Origin of the sequence: Bathymodiolus platifrons methanotrophic gill symbiont (assembly GCF_002189065.1) — a bacterium.
In the GTDB taxonomy this organism is placed as follows: domain Bacteria; phylum Pseudomonadota; class Gammaproteobacteria; order Methylococcales; family Methylomonadaceae; genus Methyloprofundus.
In genome coordinates, this window is record NZ_BDMN01000596.1 from 1 (window position 1) to 1,102 (window position 1,102).

A 1,102-nucleotide genomic window follows, 5' to 3' on the forward strand; every position below is an offset into this window, starting at 1 on the left:
TTTAAACTGGGATCAAAGTAAATTCCCCGAGATCAGGTGCTCTGAAGGTACTCAGTAGAAACTTTATATGGATAAGCGTATAAGTAAATTCGAATGGACAAAAAAACAACGAAAGGCAAAACCTGCTGGAAAGTAGGGGCTGAAAGTTACGGGTTCAGAACGGATCGCCGGACTACCGAAAGTGACCAAAGGATAGGTCAGTTGAGGCAATTTGATTTATAAGAAAATCGAGTTCGCTCCCAATTTTTTATATAAAAAATTGATTAAAGGAGAATGAACATGTTGTTATTTAAAAATAAAAAACTCGCCAAGGGTATTGTACTTTTTGGCGGAGTATCAATAGCTATGGTCGCAATTGCAGGAGTGTTTTCGTTTAGCTCTCCTGAAATGCTGTCTGAGAATAGCTCGGCAAGCAAAACCAAACTCGTTCGTGTGGGTGATGGTTGGCTTATTTCAACCTATGGTGATGCGTATGTTGATGAATATGACGAAGGACACCTTGTCTATGACACCAAAGCAGATTTGCACGGGATATATTTGTGACTGTGTGTCATCCTGCTAATAATGAACACCAATGTAGTCAGGCAGATGACTGGAGTGCACCGATCAATGTCTCCAATACGGCTCGCGTAACCAGTATTGATACTAAATGGAATGAAACTCTAGATGATGATGGTATCCCTGTTCTAGGTGATGCAGAAGCTTTTTACGGGGATTCAGGCAAGCCGAATATTTTCAATGCTGGCAACTATGCTGTGGTCACCTGGGTAGATAAGTATTGTGAAGGCGGTGCGCAGAGAATAATCAGCTATAACGAGCGTGGAGGTGTTAGTGTACCCTTTTCCTGTGTTTATGCAGCTTATACCAATAATGTTTCAGGTGTTATTCTTGATGAAGATGGTAATAAAATAGAAATACCTGTTGTCTGGAATACGCTGCAACTTACCAGTGGAGAGCGGGATGCTAAATCAGATGCTAATAAGGGTGTCTCTATAACATATGAAGTTCTAGTTCCAGATACAGAGGATGAGGTCGTCACAAAGACCAAAGCAAACTGGGTTATTTCCTGGCAGGAAGATCCTCATGGCCTGCAGCTAGGCGG

2 protein-coding genes and 1 riboswitch are annotated in these 1,102 nt (G+C 41.7%); both genes read left to right on the plus strand.

Translation table 11 applies throughout. The features are described 5' to 3' along the window. Positions 1-105: 105 nt before the first annotated feature. Positions 106-180, plus strand: a riboswitch (cyclic di-GMP riboswitch). 99 nt (positions 181-279) lie between these two features. Beyond that, positions 280-543: a hypothetical protein gene (locus CDZ78_RS20815; RefSeq protein WP_087871632.1), complete on the plus strand. Its 264-nt coding sequence runs from the start codon at positions 280-282 to the stop codon at positions 541-543. Beyond that, positions 540-1,102 (plus strand): hypothetical protein (locus tag CDZ78_RS20820; RefSeq protein ID WP_140414286.1); only part of this gene is annotated, 563 nt, incomplete at its 3' end. The genes CDZ78_RS20815 and CDZ78_RS20820, both read left to right, overlap by 4 nt.

Bases quoted from the DNA above. Each gene is read 5' to 3' on its own strand.
- CDZ78_RS20815 (WP_087871632.1), top strand. From the start codon at position 280: ATGTTGTTATTTAAAAATAAAAAACTCGCCAAGGGTATTGTACTTTTT.